Origin of the sequence: Luteimonas panaciterrae, from assembly GCF_020511115.1 — a bacterium.
Taxonomy (GTDB): Bacteria; Pseudomonadota; Gammaproteobacteria; order Xanthomonadales; family Xanthomonadaceae; genus Luteimonas; species Luteimonas panaciterrae.
This window is the reverse complement of record NZ_JAJAVH010000001.1, coordinates 274280-298527: the sequence shown is the minus strand read 5'-3', so window position 1 is coordinate 298527 and position 24248 is coordinate 274280. Positions and strand designations below refer to the sequence as shown.

At 64.8% G+C, this 24248-nt stretch carries 21 protein-coding genes; 8 read left to right on the top strand and 13 right to left on the bottom strand.

The window, feature by feature from the left end; translation table 11 throughout:
• Window positions 1-108: 108 nt before the first annotated feature.
• Window positions 109-384, top strand: coding sequence for a hypothetical protein (locus LG367_RS01330; RefSeq protein WP_226467411.1), 276 nt, complete (start codon window positions 109-111; stop codon window positions 382-384).
• 69 nt (window positions 385-453) lie between these two features.
• Complete coding sequence (locus tag LG367_RS01325) at window positions 454-1200, top strand: pyridoxine 5'-phosphate synthase (protein WP_226467410.1); 747 nt, start codon at window positions 454-456, stop codon at window positions 1198-1200.
• 4 nt (window positions 1201-1204) lie between these two features.
• Here LG367_RS01325 and LG367_RS01320 read toward each other — a convergent pair whose 3' ends face one another.
• The 13 genes from LG367_RS01320 to LG367_RS01260 all read right to left on the bottom strand — a co-directional run bounded on the left by LG367_RS01320 (window position 1205) and on the right by LG367_RS01260 (window position 18196).
• Window positions 1205-1615 (bottom strand): ExbD/TolR family protein, encoded by a 411-nt coding sequence (locus LG367_RS01320; protein WP_226467409.1) that lies wholly within the window; start codon window positions 1613-1615, stop codon window positions 1205-1207.
• 245 nt (window positions 1616-1860) lie between these two features.
• Window positions 1861-2274 carry an ExbD/TolR family protein gene (locus tag LG367_RS01315; RefSeq protein ID WP_226467408.1) on the bottom strand — a complete coding sequence of 138 codons (414 nt, stop codon included), beginning with the start codon at window positions 2272-2274 and terminating at the stop codon, window positions 1861-1863.
• Between the two features lie 12 nt (window positions 2275-2286).
• Window positions 2287-2712 (bottom strand): ExbD/TolR family protein, encoded by a 426-nt coding sequence (locus tag LG367_RS01310; RefSeq protein ID WP_226467407.1) that lies wholly within the window; start codon window positions 2710-2712, stop codon window positions 2287-2289.
• Between the two features lie 42 nt (window positions 2713-2754).
• On the bottom strand, window positions 2755-3534 hold the full coding sequence (locus LG367_RS01305) for a MotA/TolQ/ExbB proton channel family protein (protein WP_226467406.1): 780 nt from the start codon (window positions 3532-3534) through the stop codon (window positions 2755-2757).
• An 85-nt stretch (window positions 3535-3619) separates the two neighbouring features.
• The gene (locus tag LG367_RS01300) at window positions 3620-4291 is read right to left on the bottom strand and encodes an energy transducer TonB (protein ID WP_226467405.1); all 672 of its coding nucleotides are present in this window, start codon (window positions 4289-4291) and stop codon (window positions 3620-3622) included.
• A gap of 139 nt (window positions 4292-4430) precedes the next feature.
• Window positions 4431-5636 (bottom strand): tetratricopeptide repeat protein, encoded by a 1206-nt coding sequence (locus LG367_RS01295; RefSeq protein ID WP_226467404.1) that lies wholly within the window; start codon window positions 5634-5636, stop codon window positions 4431-4433.
• A 394-nt stretch (window positions 5637-6030) separates the two neighbouring features.
• Entirely contained in the window at window positions 6031-6843 is an 813-nt protein-coding gene (locus LG367_RS01290) for a M48 family metallopeptidase (RefSeq protein ID WP_226467951.1), read from the bottom strand.
• An 80-nt stretch (window positions 6844-6923) separates the two neighbouring features.
• A complete protein-coding gene (locus LG367_RS01285; RefSeq protein WP_226467403.1) occupies window positions 6924-7763 on the bottom strand; it encodes a CPBP family intramembrane glutamic endopeptidase in 840 nt (279 codons plus the stop codon).
• Window positions 7764-7790: 27 nt separating this feature from the next.
• Window positions 7791-10292 (bottom strand): DNA topoisomerase (ATP-hydrolyzing) subunit B, encoded by a 2502-nt coding sequence (gene gyrB / locus LG367_RS01280; protein WP_226467402.1) that lies wholly within the window; start codon window positions 10290-10292, stop codon window positions 7791-7793.
• A 277-nt stretch (window positions 10293-10569) separates the two neighbouring features.
• On the bottom strand, window positions 10570-11673 hold the full coding sequence (gene recF / locus LG367_RS01275) for a DNA replication/repair protein RecF (protein ID WP_226467401.1): 1104 nt from the start codon (window positions 11671-11673) through the stop codon (window positions 10570-10572).
• A 115-nt stretch (window positions 11674-11788) separates the two neighbouring features.
• Window positions 11789-12889 (bottom strand): DNA polymerase III subunit beta, encoded by a 1101-nt coding sequence (gene dnaN / locus LG367_RS01270; RefSeq protein WP_226467400.1) that lies wholly within the window; start codon window positions 12887-12889, stop codon window positions 11789-11791.
• A 256-nt stretch (window positions 12890-13145) separates the two neighbouring features.
• Window positions 13146-14501: a chromosomal replication initiator protein DnaA gene (gene dnaA, locus LG367_RS01265; RefSeq protein ID WP_226467399.1), complete on the bottom strand. Its 1356-nt coding sequence runs from the start codon at window positions 14499-14501 to the stop codon at window positions 13146-13148.
• A 221-nt stretch (window positions 14502-14722) separates the two neighbouring features.
• Complete coding sequence (locus LG367_RS01260) at window positions 14723-18196, bottom strand: Ig-like domain-containing protein (protein WP_226467398.1); 3474 nt, start codon at window positions 18194-18196, stop codon at window positions 14723-14725.
• Window positions 18197-18503: 307 nt separating this feature from the next.
• Here LG367_RS01260 and rpmH point away from each other — a divergent pair, with 307 nt between their 5' ends.
• The 6 genes from rpmH to LG367_RS01230 all read left to right on the top strand — a co-directional run bounded on the left by rpmH (window position 18504) and on the right by LG367_RS01230 (window position 24229).
• Window positions 18504-18644, top strand: coding sequence for a 50S ribosomal protein L34 (gene rpmH, locus LG367_RS01255; RefSeq protein ID WP_041043460.1), 141 nt, complete (start codon window positions 18504-18506; stop codon window positions 18642-18644).
• Window positions 18645-18729: 85 nt separating this feature from the next.
• Window positions 18730-19176, top strand: a complete 447-nt coding sequence (rnpA, locus tag LG367_RS01250) for a ribonuclease P protein component (RefSeq protein ID WP_226467397.1) — start codon at window positions 18730-18732, stop codon at window positions 19174-19176.
• Complete coding sequence (gene yidC, locus LG367_RS01245) at window positions 19176-20894, top strand: membrane protein insertase YidC (RefSeq protein ID WP_226467396.1); 1719 nt, start codon at window positions 19176-19178, stop codon at window positions 20892-20894. Before rnpA ends, yidC begins: the two co-directional genes overlap by 1 nt.
• A gap of 45 nt (window positions 20895-20939) precedes the next feature.
• Window positions 20940-21518 carry a hypothetical protein gene (locus LG367_RS01240; RefSeq protein WP_226467395.1) on the top strand — a complete coding sequence of 193 codons (579 nt, stop codon included), beginning with the start codon at window positions 20940-20942 and terminating at the stop codon, window positions 21516-21518.
• A gap of 160 nt (window positions 21519-21678) precedes the next feature.
• Window positions 21679-23031, top strand: coding sequence for a tRNA uridine-5-carboxymethylaminomethyl(34) synthesis GTPase MnmE (gene mnmE / locus LG367_RS01235; protein WP_226467394.1), 1353 nt, complete (start codon window positions 21679-21681; stop codon window positions 23029-23031).
• A gap of 244 nt (window positions 23032-23275) precedes the next feature.
• On the top strand, window positions 23276-24229 hold the full coding sequence (locus tag LG367_RS01230; protein ID WP_425490888.1) for an energy transducer TonB: 954 nt from the start codon (window positions 23276-23278) through the stop codon (window positions 24227-24229).
• Window positions 24230-24248 lie beyond the last annotated feature (19 nt).

Sequence of the window (24248 nt, the reverse complement as noted above, 5' to 3'; positions counted from 1 at the left end):
CGGCCTTTCGTGACCGCGCGCTCAGCGACTCCATCGCGTGACTCGCAAGTGTGCGGCATCGCCATTTACACTTGGCCACCTGGTCCCTTCCCTTCCCGTGAGGCGCAGATGATCTGGCTTTACCTGCTGCTGGCCATCGTCGCTTTCGTGATCGCCCTGAAGACCACCTCGATGGTCGTGGTGATCCTCTGCCTATTGGCCGCGCTCGGTTTCCTGATCGCCTGGGTGCTGGGCCTGTTGGCGCAGCGCATCGGCAACCAGAGCCGCGATGTGGAAATCATGCTCGATCCGCAGGCGCTGCGTCGTCTGCGCGAGCAGGCCGAGGCGCGCAGCCAAACCGCCGGCGTGCCGCCCGTTTCGCAACACGATTCGCCGCAGCCGTGACATCACGTGGATGGCATGCGCGAAGCGGCGCATGCTCGTGCGGGATTCATATGTGATGAGTCACACGCGATGACCGTTCTCAGCGTCAATCTCAACAAGATCGCCGTGCTGCGCAACTCGCGCGGCGGGCGCGAGCCCGACATCCTGCGCGCGGCGCGCGTCTGCCTGGATGCCGGCGCGCATGGCATCACCGTGCATCCGCGTCCCGACGCACGCCACGTGCGCGCGGATGACGTGCTGGCGCTGGCCGCGCTCACGCGCGAGTACGGCGTCGAACTCAATATCGAAGGCAACCCGTTCGCGCCGGCGCGCGCCGGCTATCCGGGCTTCCACGCCCTGTGCGCGCAGGCGCGACCGGCACAGGCGACATTGGTGCCGGACAGCGATGCACAGCTGACCTCCGATCACGGTTTCGATTTCGCCCGCGACGCCGGCGCATTGCAGCCTCTGATCGCGGGATTGAAAGCATTGGATTGCCGCGTGAGCGTGTTCGCCGATACGGGCGCCGATGTGGCGCGCGCCGCCGCGATCGGCGCCGATCGCATCGAGTTGTATACCGGTCCCTATGCCGACGCTTTCGCCGCCGGCACCGGCCTGGATGCCCTGCCCGCCTATGCCGAGACCGCACGCGCCGCGCTGGCGGCGGGACTCGGCGTGAACGCCGGGCACGATCTCAACCAGGCCAATCTGGCCGTGTTCCTGGCCGGCGTGCCGGAGGTCAGCGAAGTGTCCATCGGGCACGCCCTGATCGGCGAGGCGTTGTATGACGGCTTGGAAACGACGGTGAAGCGCTACCTCGCCATCGTTTCGGTGTGACGCGTCAGTTCCGGACGAAGCGGACCTGTTCCAGGCCGGCGTTCTCGGCCGCGGCCAACACCTTCGCCACGACCGCGTAGTCGGCGTCACCGCTGGCGTCGATTTCCAACTTTGGCGCGTTGCTCGGATCACGCTGCACTTCGGCCTGCATCATGTCGCGCAAGGCGGACAATGGAGTCACGTTGTCGTTCCAGAAGACTTCGCCGGAGGCGTCGACGCGCAGGTCGATCGGTTCGCTCTTCGGCTGTGGCGGAATCGGGCCGATTGGCGTTTGTGGCAACGTCATCGGGATCACCTTCGTCGCGATCGGCGCGGCGATCATGAAGATGACCAGCAACACCAGCATCACGTCCACCAATGGCGTGATGTTGATCGTGGCCATGCTGCGCTGTGCGGAACCGTTGGAGAACGCCATGACGCGCCTCGCTTCCGGAATGGGCCCGGCTTCACGCTACACCCGGCCGCGCGGCGCCCACAAGCGGATACTTCGACCCCCCCCCCCCCCCGGGAATGAGTCAGAAACTCGTCATCCCGGCGAAAGCAGGGATGACGGAATGATGGGCCATCCGCGCCACGCATAAAAAAGCGCCGCCCAGTGGGCGGCGCCGAAAGGTTTGGTAAGCGTCCGGCTGGCGCGCTGCGGTGCGCCAGCCTTGGGTTTTACTTTTTGACGAAACCGATCTTGATCATCTGCGCGTTCTTGGCGCTGGCCAGCACCTTGGCGAGGATGCCGTAATCGGCATCTTCGTTGACGTCAATTTCCAGCGTGGGCTGGTTGTTGACGTCACGCTGCACCTCGGTCTCCATCATGTTGCGCAGAGCCGAGAGCGGTGTCGGGCTGTCGTTCCAGAACACCTGGCCGGAGGCGTCGACGCGCAGACGGATCGGCGGCGGCGGTTCGACCGTGGTCGGTGGCGGATTGAGCGAGCGCTGCGGCAGATCGATATCGATCGGATACGACAGGATCGGCGCCGTCATCATGAAGATGATCAGCAGCACCAGCATCACGTCCACGAGGGGCGTGACGTTGATGTTGGCCATTGGGCCGCCGGTAGAGCCGGAACTGAATGCCATGGTCTTAAATCCTCAGTTACCCTGATCCTTCGTGGCGACGAAACCGACCTTGCGCATGCCTTGGCCTTGCGCTGTGTTCATCACTTCGTTGATGAAGCGGAACTTGGTGGTGGAATCGCCACGAACACGGATTTCCGGCTGCGGAGTCTTCTGCGCCTCGACCGAGAAACGACTTTCCATCGTGTCGCGGTTGACGAGCTGGTCGTTCCAATACAGGTTGCCATCATCGGTAACCGTGATGGTGATCGGCTGCGTCTTCGGCGTTGCATCGGGAATCTTGTCGAGATTCGCCTTCGGCAACTCCACCTTGATCTTGTGCGACATCAGGGGCGCCGTGATCATGAAGATGATCAGCAGCACCAACATCACGTCCACGAGGGGCGTGACGTTGATCTCGGACATCGGTGCGCCGCTATCGTCGCCGGTACTGAAGGCCATGGTCGGGCTCCGTCAGGATTCAGGGAGATCGATTCAACAAGATCAACGCTTGACCGGCACTTCGCCGACGCGAGCGCCGGTGGCGAAGAAGTCGTGCAGGTCGTGCGCGAAGGTGTCGAACTTGTTGTTGGTGATGCGGTTCAGGCGCACGAAGAAGTTGTAGCCGAGCACCGCCGGGATCGCCACGAACAAGCCGACCGCGGTCATGATCAGCGCCTCGCCCACCGGGCCGGCCACCGCGTCGATCGAAGCCTGACCACCGGCGCCCAAGCGGATCAGCGCGCCGTAGATGCCCCACACCGTACCGAGCAGACCGACGAACGGCGCGGTCGAACCGACGGTGGCGAGCACGGTGAGGCCGTTCTCGAGCTTCATCGATTCGCGGGTCACGGCCTGACGCAGGGCGCGATCGACGAACTCGGAGCGGTTCAGCGACTCGACCAGACGCGAACCTTCATGACGCTGATGGTGCGCGGCGGCCTGGGCAGCGTCGAGAGCGATCTTGGAGAACGGCTCGCTCTTGGGCTGATCTTCCATGTGGCGGATCGCGTCCTGCGCGTTCGCGGTTTCCCAGAACGTGGTGGTGACGTTGTCACCACGGCGACGCAGGTTGGCGTTCTTGAGGAAGTTGACGACGATCCAGTAGATCGACATCACCGACATCAGAACCAGAGTGATGGTCACCACCCACTGGACGACGTGCTGCCCAGGGTTGGTGGTCATCTCGGTAATCAGATGGTCGACACCCATCTGGGACAGAGCAGCGGCGGCGTCGCCTCCCGTGGGGGCGGCGGCGGGCGCGGTGGTGGATTCCTGCAGCATGACGCTTACCTTTGTGGATGTTGTGGTTTGGATTTAAGTGGAGCGGTGGAACGATGTTGCGAAAGGATTCTTAGCGAGGCCGACATCAACCGAGGTTGAAGTCGACCGGGACGCGCACTCGGCCCGCGGCCTTCTGGCCGTTGACGACGGACGGGTTGAAGCGCCACTTGCGTGCGGCTTCCATCGCGGCGCGATCGAGATCGCGGTTGCGGCTGGACTTCTCGACCGACACGTTGGTGACGTTGCCGCTGGCATCGACGTCGATGATCAGGACCACCGTACCCTCGATGCCGGCGCGGACGGCCGCAGGCGGGTACTTCGGCGGGTTCATGTTCTTCGACGAGATATCGACGCTGGCGCCGATGTCAGCCACCGGGGCGGGCGGCGACGGCGGAGCCGGCGGCGGGGCCGGGGTATCCATCGGCGACGGGGTGTCGACGATGATCGGCGGCTCTTCCGGCGGCGGCGGCAGCGGGGTGGGCTGCGGCGGTGCCAGCTGCTTGATTTCCTGCGGCTTGGGCGGTTCCGGCGGCGGCGGCGGCGGCGGGGGTGGCGGCGGCGGCGGTTCGATGATCACCACGCGGGTGGTCTCTTCCTCGTCCTTCGGACCACCGGGAGGCGCCACCGGCGCCATCAACAGCAACAGCGCACCGACGTGCACGGCAATGGCCAGGGTGATGCCCGCGATGCGCGGCCAGTTGAGACCGTCGTCATCGCGGTCGTCGTGCTTGGAATGAAACGGCAACTGTTCCGTCATGCGCAGCAGGCTCGAATGTGGCCGGACGCCGCAGCGCACCGGGTGTTGTTGAACCGCAGCCTAATCACAGCCACGGGAACCTCTAAGCTTATACCAATCGATGGCAGCGATACCAACCGCCGCAGTGTGCGCGCTGACATCAGCCCCCCTTCAGCGCAAGGATTTTCTTGGCGTCTTCAGGCTTCTTGAGACCTTTGTCTAATGCCTTCTGCGCGGCCTGCTTGGCGTCACCGATCTTGTTCTCCTGCCACAGGATGCGTGCCAGGTTCAGGTAGGTTTCGCCATCCGGCGACAGCGGCGCGGCCTTCTTGTAGGCCTCGATCGCCTGCGGGATCTGATCGGAGAAATAGTAGGCCTGCGCCAGCGCCAGATTCGGCTGGTAGTCGGTCTGCTTGAGGATGCCCTTCTTGAAGCCGTCCTCGATCACCGCGATCGCTTCCTTCTCCTTGTTCTCCGTATTGAGGTAGGTGGCGTAGAGATTGCGATACTGCTTTTCATCCGTGAGCTGGCCGGCGGCGCGCATCTTCTCCATCAGCGCGATCGCCTTGTCGTTCTGGCCGGCCTGCATGTAGATGGCGGCCATGTTGTTCTGCAGCTTCACGTCGTTCGGATTCTTGGCGAGCAGGCTCTCGGCGACCTTGGCGGCCTCGGCCGGCTGGTCACTGTCGAAGTAGGCGGCCATCAGCACCTGCTGCCAGTCCGGCTTGGCGTCGGCGCCCGCGGAGTCGATGCCCTGCTTCAGCGCGGCGATCGCTTCCGGGTACTTCTCCAGGCGATAGAGGATGTTGCCCTTCACCACCAGGTACTCGGGCTTTTGCGCCTTGGTTTCGCTGAGGAACTTGTCCAGCGTGGCCAGCGCTTCGGCGTACTGGTCGTCCTGCATCTGCAGCTGCGCCAGCATGTACATCGACTGGTAGTGGCCGTTGTTGTCGAGCGCGTTGAGGTCGATGGCCTGCTGCAGGTATTTCTTGGCGGCGGCGGTGTCGTCCTGGCCGTAGGCGGCCTGCGCGGCGATCTGGTTGGCGAAGGCTTTCTCGTAGGCGTTGGCCTTCTCGTCGGCGATGATGGCATCGGCGGCGGTGCGCGCTTCGGGCTGCTTGTCGTCGTTGTACAGGTCCAGCATCTTCTGCATCTTCGATGCCAGCTTGCCGGCCTTGCCCTCGGGCGCCTTGCGCGCCGCGTCCGGATACAGCACCTCGGCCTTGCCCGACTTCTGCGAGCTCTTGCCGCGTCGGCTGTTGCCGTCATCCGAGCTGGATTGGGCGAGCGATTCCGATGTGGCGAACAGGAGCAGCACCGAGACGATGGCTGCGCTCAGCGCATGCTTGCGTGCCTTGTTGGACATAAATCACCAAGACGAAAGGGGGCGGAGTTGGAACCCGTCGCGAGGCCGGGGGTGCGAACCCTAACAGAATCGGACGCGACAAGCGCTATGTGAATTTAACGTGAGCTTCATCTGTCCCCGCAATGACAAAAAATGTCATTGCACTGTCACGGGTTGACATTCGTGAACGGGGGCTGAGGGGGTGGGCGGTAATGTGGATTTCAGGGCGTGTTTTGGGCGGGAAGAGACTGGTTTTTGGCTTTGGATTGCTTGGGCGTGGAAATCCGAAAGTAGCAAAAGCGGTTGTCTTTCGAATCAGTGTCGAAGCCTCTTCGGGGCGTGTGTGCTGCCATCCGTGGCCGGGCGTTCAGGGCCGCAGCAGACGCCGTGAAGGCGTCCGCTAGCACGCGGCCCTTCACCCACACTTCGGTTTGTGCCCGGTGGCTCTTGCTTGCTCGTAGGTCGGCACCAGGCCGGCGGCACGCCCCTGCAGCTCACTGATGCGCGCCTGCGGGTCCGGGTGGGTCGACAGCCACTGCGGCGGGCGGCTGCCACCGGCGGCGATCATGTTCTGCCACAGGTTCACGGCCTGGCGCGGGTCGAAGCCGGCCTTGGCCATCAGCTGCTGGCCGACGACGTCGGCCTCGCTCTCCTGCGTGCGCGAATTCGGCAGCAGGAACAGGCCCTGCGCGGCCATGCCGCCGATCTGGCTGGTGGCGTTCGCCGCGCCCTCGCCGTAGCGCGCGCCGAGCACGGCACCGACGATGCCCAGGCCTGTCTGCGCGCTCATCTGGCGGGTGATGCGCTCGTCGTGGTGGTTGGAGATGACGTGGCCGATTTCATGGCCGATCACGGCCGCCAGCTGGTCCTGGTTCTTGGCTACGCTGAAGATGCCCGTGTAGACGCCGACCTTGCCGCCCGGCAGCGCGAAGGCGTTGGGATCCTTGTTGACGAACACGGCGGTTTCCCAGCCGGTGGATTGCCATTGCGGCGGCAGTTCCCTCGTCAGTGCATTGACCACACAGCGCACGTAGGCGATCTGCTTGCTGTCCTTGCTCTGCGGCACCTTCTCCTTCTGCTCGGCGAAGGCTTGCAGGCCCATCTGATTGAGCTGCTGTTTCGACATGCCGCCGACGTACTGGGTGCGGCCGGTGGGCGATTTGGTGGTGGCGCAGCCGGCAACGGTCACGGCGATCGCCAGACCGAGCAACAGCGGCTGCGGTTTCATCAGGATTTCCGTCAGGATTTTCATCAGGGCTCCCCTCGAGATGACCGGGACGTTTTAGCCCTGCGAGGATTAATCCCCGATCAACCGATGCCCAGGGCGATCATGACGCAGGCGGCGAGATTGTTGAGCGCATGCACCCCGATCGGCGCCCACAGCGTGCCGGTGCGGCGGTAGATCCAGGCCAGGGCGAGGCCCATGAAGACGTAGTACGTCCACAGCAGCGCCGCGGCAGCCGGCGAATTGTTGCCCATGCCCGGGAATTCGTGCGCCAGCGCGAACAGCACCGAACTCAGCAGCGCGCCCAGCACGGGGCGACCGGCCGCCCACAGCCGCCCGAACAGCACGCGGCGGAACAGCACTTCCTCGTACAGCGGCGCCAGCACGACGGCGAACACCCACAGCAGCCAAGGCATGCGCTGCTGGATGTCCTGCATGATCTCCAGATTGCTCGGCGCAAACCTGGAATCCATCGCCGTGGCGAGCGATGTCGTTCCCATGCTCGTGCACATCACGACCGCGAGCGTCAGCAGCACCCAGCCCCAGGTCGCGGGCTTGCGTGCCGCCTGCCAGGACAGCGCGCGCTCCTGCGCGTTGGCGCGGCGACGCCAGAAATACACCGTGAACGACGCGGCGGACATTCCCAGCAAGGTCATCAACAGGAGCGAAAGCGTGCCCGGTCCTTGCTGGATCATCGCCGGATCGAGGGGCACGCCGCGGCGCCCCTGTTCGAATCCGAGCCAGATACCCCACAGCAAGCCGTAGGCCATGGTCACCGCGAGCATGATCGCCACGGCGATCACGACATCGAGCAGGAATGCCCACACGGGCGACGCTGACGAAGCCGCCCGTTGCGGCGGCAACGCCGGGATCGTCTGCGTGTTCGGATCGTAGGCTTCCATGCGTGTGTCCCCCTGCTTCATTCAGGACGTCTGTTTCAGACGTCCACATCAGACATCCAGGTTCGCCACCTTCAAGGCGTTGTCCTCGATGAACTCGCGGCGCGGTTCCACCACATCGCCCATCAGCGTGGAGAAGATCTGATCCGCGGCCACCGCGTCCTCGATCTTCACCTGCAGCAGGCGGCGTGTTTCCGGATTCACCGTGGTATCCCACAGCTGCTCGGGATTCATCTCGCCCAGGCCCTTGAAGCGCTGGATCTGGCGGCCCTTCTTCGCTTCTTCCAGCAGCCAGGCCTGCGCTTGCGCGAAGCTCACCACCGGCTGCGTGCGATTGCCGCGCACGATCTGCGCGCCCTCGCGGATCAGGCCGTGCAGCAGCGATGCGGCATCGCGCAGCGGACGCAGTTCGCCGCTTTCGAATGCCGACAGCGGCAGCACCTGCACCAACTCTTCGCCCATGTGGCGGCGCGTGATCAGCAGCGCGGCCGGTCTCGACTCGTTGGCCAGCTGCAACTGCAGCGAATAACGCGGCTTGCCGAGACCGCTGCGGTTGATGCGCGCTTCCAACGCGTCGAGCTCATGACGCTCGTCGGTATTCGCGACCAGATGCTGGGCATCGAGCGGCGTGAAATCGATCAGCGCTTCGAGCACGCTCGGATCGTAGCGATGCGCGTTGCGTGCGATGGTCTCGCGCGCACCCGCATAGGCGAGCAGCAGTTTCTCCAGCGCCGCGCCCTCGATCGCCGGCTCGCCGGTGGCGGGAATCAACGATGCCGCCTCGACCGCACTGTTGGCGAGATATGCATCGAGCGCCGCGTCGTCCTTCAGATACAGCTCGTTCTTTCCCTGCTTGATCTTGTACAGCGGCGGCAGGCCGATGTAGATGTGGCCGCGCTCGATCAGCTCCGGCATCTGCCGGTAGAAGAACGTCAGCAGCAACGTGCGGATGTGCGAGCCGTCGACGTCGGCGTCGGTCATCAGGATGATGCGGTGATAGCGCAGCTTGTCCGGGTTGTATTCGTCCTTGCCGATGCCGGTGCCGAGCGCGGTGATCAGCGTGCCGACTTCGGCGCTGCCGAGCATGCGATCGAAGCGCGCGCGTTCGACGTTGAGGATCTTGCCCTTCAACGGCAGGATCGCCTGCGTCTTGCGGTTGCGGCCCTGCTTGGCCGAGCCACCCGCCGAGTCACCCTCGACGATGAACAGTTCCGAGAGCGCCGGATCCTTCTCCTGGCAGTCGGCGAGCTTGCCGGGCAGGCCGGCGATATCGAGCGCGCCCTTGCGGCGGGTCAGGTCGCGCGCCTTGCGCGCGGCCTCGCGAGCGCGGGCGGCTTCGACGATCTTGGCGGTGATGGCACGGGCTTCGAGGGGGTGTTCTTGCAGGAACTCCTCCAAACGTGTGCCGAACGTGCTCTCAACGACCGGTCTCACCTCCGATGAGACGAGCTTTTCCTTGGTCTGCGAGGAAAAGCTCGGGTCCGGCACCTTCACCGACAGCACGGCGATCAGGCCTTCGCGCATGTCGTCGCCCGACAGCGTGACCTTGGCCTGCTTGGCGATGCCGTTCTGCTCGATGTAGTTGGTCAGCGTGCGCGTGAGCGCGGCGCGGAAACCGATCAGGTGCGTGCCGCCATCCTTCTGCGGGATGTTGTTGGTGAAGCAGAACATCGTTTCCTGATAGGCGTCGGTCCACTGCAGGGCGACGTCGACGGTGATGCCGCTCTGCTCGCCGGTCACCGAGATCACGTTCGGATGCAGCGGATTCTTCAGCTGCGCCAGATGCTCGACGAAGCTGGCGATGCCACCGGCGTACTGGAACACGTCGCGACGCACGCCTTCCTCGAGCGTGTGCCCGCCGCGTTCGTCGGTCAGCGTGATCTTCACGCCCGAGTTGAGGAAAGACAGCTCGCGCAGACGCTTGGCGAGGATGTCGTAGTGGAATTCGACGTCGGTGAAGGTCTCGGCCGAGGGCCAGAAGCGCACCAGCGTGCCGCGCTTGCCGTTCTGCGGTCCGACCACGGCCAGCGGCGCCAGGGGCTCGCCCATGGCGTATTCCTGGTGGTGGTGGTGATCGTCGCGCCAGATGTCCAGGCTGAGCTTGGAGGACAGCGCGTTGACCACCGACACGCCGACGCCGTGCAGGCCGCCGGACACCTTGTAGCTGTTGTCGTCGAACTTACCGCCGGCGTGCAGCTGGGTCATGATGACCTGCGCCGCCGAAACGCCCTCTTCCTTGTGGATGTCGACCGGGATGCCGCGGCCGTTGTCGAACACGCTGACCGAGCCGTCCTCGTGGATGGTGACCACGACATCGTCGGCATGGCCAGCGAGGGCTTCGTCGATGGCGTTGTCGACCACCTCGAACACCATGTGGTGCAGGCCGGTGCCGTCGTGGACGTCGCCGATGTACATGCCGGGACGCTTGCGCACGGCATCGAGGCCGCGCAGCACGGTGATCCGGCTGGAGTCGTAATCGTTAGGGACGTTCTTGTTCTGGTTTGGGCCGGCGCCAGCTCCCGTGGGGAGGGCGTCGTCGGTTGTTTCGGTCATGCGGCTCAAGGCTCCCGCGGCGGCGGCGTTGAGAGCCGGCGCCGAGACACATTAGCTATAGGGATTTGTAGCGAAATTATAGCATCCGGAAGACGGCGAAACCGCTTGTTGTCGCGGCCGCAGTCAGCGCAGGTGCGGGATGGACGAGGCTGTTCCGCCGTTTTCGACTCGCTTCAGAACGTAGGGCGGGCCTTGGCCCGCCATTGCCAAAAGCCATTCGCGGCAGCTTTCGGCGGAACGTTGGTTTTGAGATGGCGATGGCGGGCCAAGGCCCGCCCTACGAAGACAGAAGCTGGCCTTGTTCCACGTGGAACCTTGCCGTTTCCAACCCGAGCCGGGCCAGAGAGGCCGGGATCTCGGTCCCGGTGACGATCACCTGGGCAGCCCCGGCGGCCAGGCGCTGCAGGACTCGACCCTGATGAGCCTGATCCAGCTCCGAAGCCAGGTCATCGAGCAGCACCACCGGCCATTCGCCCCGCTGGGCCACATAGTGCTCCGCCTGGGCCAGGGTGCAGGCCAGGGCGGTAAGCTTGGCCTGGCCGCGGGAGAGGGTCTCTCCGTTCGGCAGGGCGGCATGGCGGACGCGCCAGTCGGCGCGGTGCGGGCCGACCGAGGTGTAGCCGGCGGCGAGGTCGCGATCGCGGGCCAGGAGCAGCGCGTCGGCCAGGGGCATGTCCTCGCGGCGCCAGCCGGGCTGGAAGTCCAGCGTCGCCAGTCCGAGTTCCGGGGCCAGCTCGGTCGAGGCGGGCTGCAAGGCGTCCTGCAGCTGCTCCAGATAGCGCTGGCGCAGCCGCGTCAGAGGCTCACCGGCTTCGGCCATCTCGTGGTCCCAGGCCTCCAGCTGGGCGTCACCGACGCGCCGCCCAGCCGTGCCGCGCTGCTTGAGCAGGCTGTTGCGCTGCTTCAAGGCACGGGCATAGCGGCGCCAGTGCGGCAGGAAGGCAGGTTCCACGTGGAACAAGCCCCAATCCAGATAGCGCCGGCGCGGTTCACCGCCGCCGCTGACCAGGGCGTGGCTTCCCGGTTCGAAGGTGACCGCCGCCAGCGCGGCGCACAGTTCGCCGAGCTGGCCCACGGAAGCGCCGTCCAGCCGGCCTTCCCAAGCCTGCCCGCTGTGGCGCAGGCCGACCTTGCGGACGCGGGCACCTGCGTCCTCCCACCATTCGGCGAAGACTTCCACGGCCGGGGCGCCGCTGCGGATCAGGCCGTCGCGGACGCGCCCACGGAAACTGCGGCCGTAGGCAAGCAGATGGATGGCTTCCAGCACGCTGGTCTTGCCGGCACCGTTGTCGCCGGTGATCAGATTGAGACCTGGGGCGAGGGCCAGCGTAATCGTGTCGAAGCGGCGCAGGCCGCGGATGTCGAGGCGGGTCAGGCGCATGGCGGCCGCCCAAAATGACACCGCCCGGCAGTAACCGGGCGGGAATGTTCCACGTGGAACCGCTCTTTTGGAAAGTCCGGCCAGGGATGGCCGGGCTCTTGCAGAGGGACCTGCATTACAGCCGAAGCGGCATCACGACGTGGCGGCACTTCTCGCTGCTCGCTTCCCGCACCAGGGCGGAAGAGTTGGCATCGCGCAGCATCAGCACCACGTGCTCGTCGCGCAGGGCGGTGAGGGCGTCCTGCAGGTAGTTGACGTTGAAGCCGACCGCCAAGCCGTCGACCTTGGTCTCGGCCTCGACTTCTTCCTGCGCCTCTTCCTGCTCGGGGTTGTGCGCGTTGATCTTCAGCAGGCCCGGCGAGACTTCCAGACGCACGCCACGGTATTTCTCGTTGGACAGGATCGCCACGCGCTGCAGGGCCGCGCGCAGCACTTCGCGCTCGATTCGCACTTCGCGATCGGCGCCGATCGGAATCACGGCCTCGTAGTCGGGGAAGCGGCCGTCGATGAGCTTGCTGGTGAAGGTGACATCGTCGCGCTTCACCCGGATGTGGCTGCGGCCCATCTCCAGTTCGAGCGCGCGATCGCCGCCTTCGAGCAGGCGCTGCAATTCCTGCACGCCCTTGCGCGGCACGATGATCTGGCGCTTGGCCTGCACCGGCACGTCGAGGGCCGACTCGCACAGCGCCAGACGGTGGCCGTCGGTGGCCACGCAGCGCAGGCGCTTGTCGCCGAGGTCGAACAACAGGCCGTTGAGGTAATAGCGCACGTCCTGCTGGGCCATCGCGAACGCGGTGCGCTCGATCAGCTCCTTCAGCGCGGCTTCGGCGACGGACACGCGTTCGGTCGCTTCCACTTCATCGACCGACGGGAAATCGTTCGCCGGCAGGCTGGCCAGGGTGAAGCGGCTGCGGCCGGCCTGCACCGTGATCTTGTCGCCGGTCTGCGACACGGTCACCTTGCTGCCGTCGGGCAGGGCACGGACGATGTCGAAAAGCTTGCGCGCCGGGATCGTGGTCTCTCCGTCCTTGGCGTCCTCGACGGCGCTGCGCGCGACCATCTCGACTTCCAGATCCGTACCGGTCAGCGACAGCTGTCCGCCCTTCACCTGCACCAGCAGATTGGCGAGCACGGGCAGGGTCTGACGCCGTTCGACGACGTTGACCACTTGGCCCAGGGGTTTCAAAAACACTTCGCGCTGCAGACTGAAACGCATGTTGCTCAGGTCCCCTATGCCATGCTCTAAGGAATTGGATAAATACAAAAGCAGGTGGTGCTGGTGTCGCCGAAATGCGTTGGTAACACCGATAACTTTTTGATTCTAAACGCTATTTTTAGAAGCCAGGTCCGTTGATAACGCACCGCTGGCTTCCGGACAAGCTGTGGACAACTTTTGGCGTCGTCCTCAACCGGTCAGTTATCCACAGGTTCTCCCGGTTGCGTCCACTGCCTTCCGGGATAAGTTCATCCGCTCACTCACTGAGCTTGCGGATGAGTTTGTCCCAGTCCTCGCGCAGCTTGCCGTCGGTCTCGAGCAGGGTCCGGATCTGGCGGCAGGCGTGCAGGACGGTGGTGTGGTCGCGGCCGGCGAAGGCGTCGCCGATCTCGGGCAGGCTGTGCTCGGTCAGTTCCTTCGCCAGCGCCATCGCCACCTGACGGGGGCGGGCCAGCGAACGTGTCCGGCGCTTCGACAGCAAATCCTTGATCTGCAACCCGTAGTAGTCTGCCACGACCTTCTGGATATTGGCGATGCCGATCGCCTGCTGCTGCGCGCGGAGCAGATCGCGCAGGGTTTCCTGGGCGAATTCCGCGGTGATCGCGCGTCCTGTGAAGTTGGCGCGCGCGGCCAGCGTGTTGAGCGCGCCTTCCAGATCGCGCACGTTGCTGCGCATCTTCTTGGCGAGCAGGAAGGCGACATCCTCGGGGATCTGCGCGCCGCGCTCGCGCGACTTCGACAGCACGATCTGCGCGCGCGTTTCGAAATCCGGCGGATCGATCGCCACTGACAATCCCCAGGCCAGACGCGACTTCAGGCGCGGCTCCAGGCCATCGACTTCGCGCGGATAGCGATCGCAGGTCATGATGATCTGCTGCTTGCCGTCGAAGAGCGAATTGAAGGTGTGGAAGAACTCTTCCTGCGTGCGGTCCTTGCCGGCGAAGAATTGAATGTCGTCGATCAGCAGCGCATCGATCTGCTGGAACTGGCGCTTGAACTGATCGGCGGATTTTTCCTGCAACGCACGGAAAAACGCGCTGTAGAACTGCTCCGAACGCAGGTACAGCACGCGCGCGCCCGGATTGATGCGGCGCATCTCGTTGCCGGCGGCGAACATCAGATGCGTCTTGCCGAGGCCGGTGCCGCCGTAGAGCAGCAACGGATTGTGGGCGCGATCGCCGGGCTTCTGCGCGGCCTGCCAAGCGGCGGCGCGCCCGAGCTGGTTGCTGCGGCCTTCGACGAAGTTATCGAAGCTGTAGTGCTCGTCGAGATTGCCGGAGAAGGATTCGCCACCGGGAAATCCGCGCACAGGCGTCGCAAAGGCCGGCGCGACGTGTCCAGTCTGTACGACCGTCGCGCGCGGCAACGAACCGATTTCCAGCGATACCTCCGGCGAACCCGCGAAGTGGTCGAGCAGCTCGCGGATGCGCGCCAGATAGCGCGTGCGCACTTCGTCGCGAACGAAGGCGTTGGGCGCATACAGCACGGTGGCGTCGTCGCGCCAGGTCGCCTGCAGCGGCTTCAGCCAGGTGTGTACGTCCTCGGCCGGAAATTCGGCTTCCAGGCGTTCCAGGCAACGCGGCCAGGCGTCGGGGTGGGAAGTGAGGCTCATCGAAACCAGATAAGGGAAACAGGCGCCGGGGTGCCGGCATGCCCGAACCGCGACGGAGCGGAGCAGACTATCACCGGGCCCGTGGCGGCGCATCTGCGATCGTGCGCCGACCCGCGGAAAACCGAAGTGAGGCCCATAAAAAAACCTCTCTCCCGGCGCGGGAGAGAGGTCGTTGTGGTGATGCGGAGTGGGCGCCCAGCCGATGCTGAGCGCCCGCCTGATTACCGGAGCGTGAAGTCCGGCCAGCGCAGCAGCGCTCTCAACACGATTTCGAGGAAGTAATTGCTCTCGACGGCAGTTTCGAACCGGTCGGTCTCGTTTTCGTTGTTGTAGGGCTGGATCGTGGTCACGGCGCGGCCACTGGTGACGGTATCGGCACCGTTGAAGATGCCATCCTCGTCGCGGTCCAGCGCGATGCGCTGGCCCGAGCCCGGTGGTGCGCAGGTGAACGTGGCGCTGTTGCCCTCCTGCGTGAGCAGGTTGCGCAGATCGGCGTCCGAGATCGACGGATAGACGGCACTGTCGGTGACGAACTTGCCATCGTCCTGTAACAGCAGACCATAGGACTGGCCAAAGATCTTCGCGCTGGCGACCAGATCGCATTCCGGCGTCAACGGCCCGCCGGAGCGTGTATGCGCAAGAGCGCGCTGCTCGAGCAAATCCAGACGCGAAGCCGCGCCCGTCTTGCCCGCGCCCAGCGTGACCTGCTGGCCGACGATCGGCGCGAAGCCGGTGTCGGTGGTGTACAGGAAGTCGGATACCTTGGCGACATCGGCCGGAGAGCGGAAGACAAAGAGGCGAGTATCGAATCCGCCATCTCGGGCGCCGAACCGCAGGAACGTGCTGACGGTGTCCAGAGAACCATCGTTGAGGAAGCCGAAACCGGACACCTGATCGCCCATCTGCGTGGAAGCGAAACCACGCATGTTGAAACCGAACTTGCCGACCTTCTGGTACAGGTTGCGGAAGTGCGGGATCTTGAAGTCCTGCGAGATGGACGTGCCTTCGAATGACATCAGGGTGGAACTGCCGAAGCGCTGCGAATCCGGATGCACTTCATGGCACTCGTTGCAGGTGAGCATCGAACCGTTGCTGATGCCGATGTCGTCGCGGAAGGTCGGGAAACCAGTGGAGAGCTGGTTGAAGAACACTTCCTTGCCGGCCGCCTGATTGGCCGTGAGGCTGTTATCCAGATTGCGGATCGGATTCGGCGGATAACGCAGCTGCATGATGAAGTCGGTGAACTGATTCAACTGGTCTTCGGTCGGCTGCTGCGCGCGTGCCAGCAATCCCGTGAAGGCGACGCGGAACTCCTTGAACGCTGCCTTTTCCAGCAACTCGCCGTTCACGCGCTTGGCGCCGGTGCGATCGCCACGCCAGTGCTGCGGACCCTGGAATTCCAGGCCGCGGAAGCTCTGCGTGGTCATCGGCCCCTTCAGCGGATGGAAGGCGCGCGTGGCCAGGATCAGCGAGAGCGGATCGGAATATTTGCGGGGGTTCTCCGTCCACTTCTCCTTCGGATTGCCCAGATCCCAGGCCAATCCGTCCATGTCGCCGAACAGATGGCAGCTGCCGCAGGACACGTCGCCCTTGGCTGAGTTGAAACGTGCGTCGTAGAGGAACGGGCGGCCCTTGACCACGAAATCCGGTTCCGGGTTGTACATCGGCACGGATGCGGTTTCGCTGCGGGTCGCGGTGTTCACCACGGCGATGCTGTTGTTGAAACGCGTGAGCACGTACATGCGGCCGCGCGCCTCGTCCAGCACCAGGCCGGCGGGACCGCCGCCACTCACGTTGATATGCGCGCTTTCTGACGGCACGAAACTGTCGTTCTCCAACTGGCTGGTGTTGAACACGCCGATCTTCGACGAGCCATACGCTGCCAGGTACAGAGTCTGACCGTTGTCGGTGACCTGCATCTGCAACGGCATGGCCAGACTGCGCTCGCTATCGCCCGGGGCGCCGAGCGTCTGCGAATCCACCAGATGCTTGTTGAGGTTGCGCGGCAACACCTGCCCGCTCTTGATCACCGTGATCTGGTTGCGGATGAAGCGGCCGTTGACCGAGAGCTTGCCGTCGGTGCGGTCGTCGCCTTCGAAGCGTTCGAAGTTGCGCGCGTCGTAGTTGGACACGTACAGCGCGCCCGACACCGGATTGACGGCGATGTTGAACAGCGAAGTGCCGACGTGCGGGATTTCCTGCTTGACCACCGGCGATGCCGCGTTCGCGTCGATCGCGAACACGTCCTTGTCCGGCAGCGAGTAGGGCACATAGGCGTCCCAGTTCGTGCCATAGCTGTCGACCCAGTGACCGTTCTTGTACTGCACGATCACGCCGGTGTTGGGTGCCTTCTTGGCGCCCAGTATTTCCAGATTGCTGCCGCCGAGACCGCTGGCGTCAGTGGTGAGCCCCTTCTTGCCGTACTTGGTGCTGTTCGGCCCGAGGATCAGGTTATTGGCGCCGACGACGGTCGTCTGGTTGCCCGACTTGAAGATCGCGGCATACACCGTGCCGCCGTCCGGACTCACCGCCAAAGCGCGTCCGGGCATGCCGAACAGAGTGAGAATCTTCAGTGGGGCCGCATCACCTTGCGCCTGATCGACGGTCGGCGCATCGAACACCCACACGTCGGCGCGGCCGACGCCGGGCGTTTCCAGCGCGGGATCCACCGGCGAGTTCTGACCGCGATGCGCGGTGGCGATGAAGGCGCGCTGCTTGCCCGGACCCGCGAAGACGATGTCCTGCGGTTCGTCGCCGACCTGCAGCGTGCGTTTCACGGCCGGCTTCGGCGCCGCGAGATCGACGACGCTGACACTGTCGGACAGTGTGTTCACCACCCAGGCTTCATTGTCGTTGCGCAGTGACACCGCCACCGGCTCCAGTCCCACCGGCACGCTGTCGAGCAGGCGCGGCACGGTCTGCGTGACGTCGAAGATTTCCAGGCGATTGTCGGGCGTGTTGACGGCGTACAGCCGCGTCTTGTCGGAGTTCAGCGCGAGCGGACGCACCTGGCCGCTTTCGAAGGTGTTGTAGGAACCGATCACCTTGATGTCGACCTGTGAGACGGTCGGCAACGGCAGAAGTTGCAGCGGATAACCGACCTGGAATTTCAGACGATCGAAACCGGTGAAGCCGGGGTTCGGCGTGTAGACCAGATGCGGCGGCGTTCCGGACAGCGTGCCGTGCTTGGGCTGTTCGACGACCTTGTACTGATACAGCGGATCGGTTTCGTCGGCGAGGAAGTCGCCGCCCGGGCCGAGGGCGCGCAGCCGGATCGGCACCGGCTGATCGCGTGTCGTCAGCGCGGCCGTCTGACGTGCGTGGGGCGTCGTTTCTTCCCGCGCGCGGATCAACGCGGTGATCGCATCCGGAATGATCGGAATGTTGATCAGGGACGTGATGATGAGCTGGATGGCCTTGTTGATGCCGGTGACGCCGCCAGTGCCGGGTGGAAGCGGCTCGGTCGGCGTCTCGTCCGCCAGCGCGCCGTCGGTGGTCGAGAGCGAGGTCGTGGCGGTCGCTGTGGTGCGTGCCGACGACGCGCCTCTCGCCGTCGAAACCAGGGTGGAGGGCGTGACCGGCGTCGAGCCGGCGGCAGCAGGGCGTGGTGGATCGAAGAATTGGGACGCGGCGGCCATGGCACCGACCGACAGTCCCAGCCCGGCCAAGGCCAGGGCGAGTTGTTTGAAGCGCATAAGAAATTCCCCTTACGTTTTCGGATAGCTGACGGGCAAATGGCTTGTCCGGAGCGGCGCTAGCAGAGCTAGCGCGGGCTCAAACTGAGGGAATTGCGATGAAATTGCAGTGAAGTTCACATTTAAATAGTGAGAACAATCACATACTTATCACGAACATGAAGCCCTCGGGCCCCGGAGCGTCGGGCGGAACGCAGACAGAACGTGAGGAGGGCGTCGAATCCGGTCAAAGCGAACCACGACTTGACCTTCGGCCTGGTGCGCCGCTAAAGTAGGCGGTCTTGCTTTCCGAATTTGGCATCCGGCCATGGCCACCAAGCGCACCTACCAACCCAGCAACCTCAAGCGCAAGCGCGACCACGGTTTCCGTGCCCGCATGAAGACCGCCGACGGCCGCAAAGTGCTGGCCCGCCGCCGCGCCAAGGGTCGCAAGCGCCTGACCGCCTGACGGCAGGCCTTGTGCCGGCCGCCAGCCTTTCCAGGCAACGGACGCGCCGGTTCCTGACAACGGCGCCCCCGACAATGTCGCCGCGATGACCGCCGGTCTCCCGCCCCGGGCGCGGGTCCGTGCACGCGCCGATTTCGACCGCATCTTCCAGCAAGGCCGTCGCACGGCCTCGCCGCTGTTCGCCCTGCACGTCTGTGTCGATGGCGAACCCGCGCGGCTGGGCTTGGCGGTCTCGCGCAAGGTCGATCCCAACGCTGTCGGCCGCAACCGCATCAAGCGCGTCCTGCGCGAAACATTTCGTCAACTGCGCGCGCAATTGCCGGCGGGCAGTTACGTGATTGTCGCCCGGCCTCCAGCCGCGAAAAGCGACAATCCCGCGTTGCGTGACGCCTTCCTGCAACTGTTACAACGCGCCGGCGCATTGCCCGCATCGCCGGGGGGCGGCACAATTCGCCCCGCCCCGTCCGTCGACTCCCCTTCCCGTCCTGCGTCGGATGCTTCTGCTTCCGACGGCCCAAGCACGCCTGCCTGATGAATCCGACTCGTACGATCCTGCTCTTCGCCTGGCTGACGGTGGCCGCCTTCTTGTGGATGGAATGGAGCAAGGAGCGCAGCGCGCCGCCCGCTCCGGCCGCGACCGAGCAATCGGCACCGAGCGCCGCGATTCCCACGCTGATTCCGGGACAGCCGGCAGCCACGGTTCCCAACGCGACCTCCGGCGTTCCCGCCGCTGCCACCGCCGCCGCGACGCCGACACCCGCGGCGAACGCTTCCAGCAGTCGTGTGACTGTCACCACCGACGTGCTGCGTCTCGTGCTGGACGGCGGCAACGTGTTCGACGCGGAACTGCTGCAGTACCCGCAGACGCGCGAGAAGGGCAGCCCGCCGGTCAAGTTGCTCGACGAAAGCTCGGCGCATTACTACGTGGCGCAGAGCGGCTGGACGGGACAGAACGGCGCGAGCGCGCCGAACCACGTCAACGGTTTCGTCGCCGAGAATCCCGCCAACACCAATGTCGCGCTCACGACCAGCCAGCGCGAAATCTCGGTGCCGTTCGTGTGGAACGGACCGGATGGCGTGACGATCCGCCGCATTTGGACGATCAAGCGCGGCAGCTACGCGATCGAAGTACGCGACGAAGTCGCCAACGCCGGCGGCAAGCCGTGGGCGGGTTACGTCTACCGGCAGCTGGCGCGCATTCCGCCGGAGCAGAAGAGCGGGATGACCAATCCGGAGTCCTACAGCTTCCTCGGCGCGACCTGGCTCGACGCGGATCAAAAATACCAGCGGCGCAAGTTCAAGGATTTCGCCGAGGACGGCCCGGTGAACATCACCGTGACCGGCGGCTGGATCGCCATGCTCCAGCACCACTTCCTGAGCGTGTGGATTCCTCAGCCTGATCAGGCTGCGTTGTTCTCGCTTGCCCATACCGGCCGCGTCGACAGCATCGCCGCCACCGGGCCCGCGTTCACCGTCGCGCCCGGCACGAAGGAAGCGACCAGCGCCCGTCTGTGGGTGGGACCGAAGCTGGTCAAGCAGATCCAGGCGCAAGGCGTGCCCAAGCTCGATCGCGCGGTCGACTACAGCCAGTATTCCTTCTTCGCGATGCTGGGCGAGGGCCTGTTCTGGGTGCTGGACAAGCTGCACGGCCTGTTCGGCAACTGGGGCTGGACCATCATCGGCATGGTGCTGCTGCTGAAGCTGCTGCTGTTCCCGCTCTCGGCCGCGCAGTACAAGTCGGCGGCGAAGATGCGCAAGTTCCAGCCGCGCGTGGCGCAGCTGAAGGAACGCTACGGCGACGACAAGCAGAAATTCCAGCTGGCGCTGATGGAGCTCTACAAGAAGGAGAAGATCAATCCGGTTGGCGGCTGCTTGCCGATCATCCCGCAGATGATCATCTTCATGGCGCTGTACTGGGTGCTGATGGAGTCGGTGGAACTGCGTCAGGCGCCGTGGATGCTGTGGATCCAGGATCTGACCGCGCGCGACCCGTTCTTCATCCTGCCGATCATCAACATGGCGATCATGTGGACGACGCAGAAGCTCACGCCCGCGGTGGGCATGGATCCGATGCAGCAGAAGATGATGCAGATGATGCCGTTGATCTTCGGCGTGATCCTGGCGTTCCTGCCGGCGGGTCTGGTGCTGTATCAGGTGGCCAACGGCGGGCTTGGGCTGTTGCAGCAGTGGTTGATGCTGAAGAAGTATTCGGATCCGCCGGCTGGGAAGGCGGTGGCTGAGAAGGCCTGATTTTTCGTTCGACTTTGCTCGTCATTCCCGCGTAGGCGGGAATGCATGGACTTTGTCATTGCCTTTGCTCGTCGTCCCAGCGGAAGCTGGGATCCATTTGGCTTTTGCTGTTGTTCGTCATTCCGGCGGTTTTTAACAGCCGGATGGCTGGGCATCCAGTGTCTTTGCTCTTGGCTGTTGCTGTCGAAAAGCAAAAGCGTTTCGTCCGCTGCGCGGCCGAGTTCATTTCTTTTGATAAGCGTCAAAAGAAACGAACCAAAGAAAAACGCTTTTCTCGACGAAGCAATCCCAGAGTTTCGTTGGTATCAGGATTTTTCGACTCGCCATCCTGGCTCGGTCGAAAAACGGCGCACATCCCTGTGCGCCGCCCTCCGGGTCTCCGGTTGTAAAGAGGCGCAAGCTTTAGAAGCGGAAGGCGAAGCAAAGCCGAGCAAGCTCAGCTCTTGCTCTTGGCTGCTAAGAATCCCTGCGAGCCGCGATGTGCCTAGACCCGAAGGGCGGCGGGCATGGATGCCCGCCGTTTTCCGACCGAGCCAGGATGGCGAGTCGGAAAATCCTGGGGTACTTCCCGCCATGGGATTGCTGTGTCGAGAAAAGCGTTTTTCTTTGGTTCGTTTCTTTTGACGCTTATCAAAAGAAATGAACTCGCCCCTTCAGGGGCGAAACGCCTTTGATCTCGCTGGCACTAGCAACGACAAAATGGATTCCAGCTTCCGCTGGAATGACAAGCAAAGCCGTGTAGCGGACGAAACGCTTTTGCTCCAGATTCTGCGAACATAAACCCATGGCCTCAACCGACACTATCGCCGCCATCGCCACCGCCCCAGGCGCCGGCGGCGTCGGCATCGTGCGCCTCTCCGGCCCACGCGCGCGGGAAATCGGTGAAGCAATCTCCGCCAAACCACTAACTCCGCGACAAGCCCAATACGCCCGCTTCGTCGACGCCGACGGCACCACCATCGACGACGGCATCGCCTTGCTGTTCCAGGCCCCCGCCAGCTACACCGGCGAGGACGTGGTCGAACTGCAAGCACACGGCAGCCCGGCGGTATTGCAGCAACTGGTGCGACGCTGCCTCACCCTGGGCGCACGCGACGCCCGCCCCGGCGAATTCAGCGAGCGCGCCTTCCTCAACGGCAAGCTCGATCTCGCCCAGGCCGAGGCCGTGGCCGATCTGATCGCTGCCAGCGACACCCGCGCCGCACGCGCGGCCCGCCGCGCGCTCGACGGCGCATTCTCGAACCGTGTCGAAGCCCTCGCTGCCGAATTGCTGCGACTGCGCGTGCACACGGAGGCCGCGATCGATTTCGCCGACGAGCCGCTCGACACGCTCGGTGGCACGCAGCTGCGCACGGGGCTCGATCACGCGATCGAGTCGCTCGCGTCGCTGCTCACCGGCGCCGAACGCGGGCAGAAGCTGCGTGATGGACTGCACGCGGTCATCGTCGGCCCGCCCAACGCGGGCAAGAGTTCGCTGCTGAACGCGTTGGCCGGGAGCGAACGGGCGATCGTCACCGACATCGCCGGCACCACGCGCGATCTGCTGCGCGAGACGATCCGCATCGACGGCGTCGAGCTGACCCTGGTCGACACCGCCGGCCTGCGCGAGACCGAGGATGCGATCGAGCGCGAGGGCGTGCGCCGGGCGCATGCCGAACTCGAACGCGCGGATCTGGCGATCGCGGTGTTGGATGCGCGGCAACCCGAAGCCGACCGCGCCGCGGTCGCGGCGGCGATCGCCGGCGTGCCGCTGCAGCTGTGGCTGCACAACAAGGCGGACCTGTTGCCGGGGGCGGAAGGGGAGGCGGCTCCCGCGGACACGCAGGACGTCCTTCACGTCTCGGCGCGCACCGGCATCGGTCTGGATCGGCTGCATGCGCGCCTGCGCGCGATCTGGGCGCAAGGCGGTTCGGAAAACGCCGAGGGCGCGTTCACGGCGCGCGCGCGTCAGGTGGAGGCCTTGCGCCGGGCCGGAGACGAACTGGCAATGGCGCGCACGGCCCTCGCCGGGGAAACGCTCGACCTGGCCGCCGAGTCGCTGCGTGCCGCCCACGATGCGCTGGGCGAGATCACCGGCCGGGTCGTCCCCGACGATCTGCTCGGCCATATCTTCTCCACATTCTGCATCGGCAAGTGACATGCGCTGGCGTATCGAAGACATTAGCGCCGCATGCGACAAGCCGTCACGTTAATGCGCGAGTGGCGCGATCGGATCACGGTTCTAACCGGACCTGGTTGACAAACACGCGCTACTATCGCGTCCTTAGGAGGCGCCACAAAGGCACGCCAGGGGGATAACAGAAATGCCTGCTCCACGAATGGTTCCACGAACGCGACGACATCGGACGGTCTGCGCACGGATGACGGCGGGTGCCGTCCTCATGCTTGCACTCGTCGCCTGCGGCAAGAAGGAAGATGCCGCAAGCACCGCGACGCCATCCGGCGCCGCACCGTCCGCCGCGCCGGCACCAGCCGTGTCACAGGAAGTGGCGGCGCTGAACGCCGATACGCTGCGCGACAAGGCCACCAAGGCCTATCAGGAAAGCCGTCTGTATGCGCCCGCCGGCGACAACGCCATGGAGTACTACCTGGCGCTGCGCGACAAGGCGCCGGGCGATCCCGGCGCGTCCAGCGCATTGACCGACCTGCTGCCGATGGCCGTCATCGCCACCGAGCAGAGCCGTGATCGTGAGGATTTCACCGAGGCGCAGCGTCTGTACAGCCTGCTCGAGAAGGCCGATCCGAGCCATCCCGCGCTGGCGCGCCTGAAGGCGAGCATCACCGCCGCGCAGGAAGCGGTGACCAAGCGCGGCGAGGAAGAGAAGCTGACCGCCGAACAGGAACAGGCACGCGCGGCGCAGCTCGAAAAGGATCGTCAGCAACAACAGGCGGCACAACAGCAGCAGGCGGCACAGCAATTGGCCGCGCAGCAGGAGGCCGAACGTCAGGCCGCCGCGCAGCGTGAAGCCGAAAGCAAGGCCGCGGCGCAACGGGAAGCCGAACGCCAGGCCGCCGCGCAGCGCGAGCAGCAGACCCCCACCGCCGCGGCACCGAAGGCGGAAGCCGAATCCGCCGCCGCGCCGACGCTGCGTCCGGTCAGCACGCCGCAGCCGCGCTATCCGATGGACGCCCTGCGCGCGGGGCAGTCGGGCGAGGTGGAGGTCGAGTTCACGGTCGGCACCGACGGAACAGTCACCGGTGCCCGCGTCGTGCGCGCGAATCCGCCACGCGTGTTTGATCGCGAAGCCGTCGCGGCGGTGAGGCGCTGGCGCTTCGAGCCGGTGCCGACGGCGGTGACGACGCGGCGCAAGATCGGATTCAGCGCCAGCAAGTAGACGTTCGAAAAGGATTTGA